Here is a 1,182-nt window from a genome sequence, read left to right on the forward strand (position 1 = left end):
CAGCTCGATTTCTGTCTTTCCGCTCTTCAGTTTCTGAGCAATTTGATTGGCCGAATACCCCTGCTCATATAATGCTATGACCTGGTCTTCAAATGATTGGGCATTGCTGTTTACCCTCTCTTCCTGACGCTCAACTTCAGTAATCAGCCCTTCAATATGTTCAAGAAGATTCTCTTCTTCTTGAACTGTACCCTGCTCTGAATCTTTTTCAGAGTGCCGAAGGTCTGGCTTTTGGGTTTCTTCTTCCGCTTGACTTGAAGGTGAACCGGTATTTTTTATCAGTTTCTCATTTTCTTCTTTTAATTCAAGAAGAAATGCTGCCAAGGTGTTTTCCGTCTCTTCAAGTAATTTCTTTTGCTGTTTTTCTGTTTCTTTCACAGCTGCGAGTCTCATATACAGGATAATGACAGCGTACAGAAGCACGCCGTGGAGCGTAAAGCTTAAAAGCCATAATAGTGTTGACATGTTTTTCACTCGCTAACCATTGAAATTCATTATTGAATCACTTTTTCCAGCAGATTCTTTAATTTAAATAGTGCCTTTGAATGAATCTGTGATATGCGGGACGTAGAAAGATTTAATACTTGTCCGATTTCTGTCAATGTCAACTCCTCTTTGTAGAACAAACTGACAACCAGCTGTTCTTTTTCAGAGAGTTCGTGAATTTTTTCAGCAAGCTGTGCAATCAGTTCATCCTTCATAATCTTTTCTTCAGGCGGAACATTTTTGTCATCTCTGATCATGACCTGAATGTTTTCACCGTCATCTTGATCATGGAGCTTTTCATCAATTGACAGCAGATTTGCAAAAAAACCTTCATTCATTGTTGACACGACATCCTGTACCGTCATTCCGAGTTCCTCTGCAATTTCTGCGGGCGATACGTTCCGAAGATAGCGCTGTTCAAGCTTTTCAATTGCTGCTTCAACCTTCTTTGTTTTTTCACGTGAGGTTCTGGGCAGCCAATCTTCTTTACGAAGCCCGTCTATGATTGCGCCGCGAATTCTAAACGAGGCGTAGGTATCAAATTTTAAGTCCCGGCTAGGGTCAAATTTTTCAAGGGCATCATATAAACCAAGCATACCAAGGCTCATAAGATCGTCTTTATGCACTGATTTCGGCAGTCCGACAGAAATTCTGCCTACATGATATGTAACAAGCGGCATGTAACGGCGCATTAAA

General features: G+C 40.9%; 2 protein-coding genes. Both read right to left on the reverse strand.

Translation table 11 applies throughout. The features are described from left to right. Positions 1–465 (reverse strand): Swarming motility protein SwrB (locus tag RAC86_RS38895; RefSeq protein WP_377886978.1); only part of this gene is annotated, 465 nt, incomplete at its 3' end. A gap of 29 nt (positions 466–494) precedes the next feature. Then, positions 495–1,182: RNA polymerase sigma-28 factor SigD (gene sigD / locus RAC86_RS38900; protein ID WP_377886979.1), on the reverse strand; the 688-nt coding region annotated here is incomplete at its 5' end.

The sequence above is a fragment of the Bacillus sp. LR_5 genome (assembly GCF_042709275.1).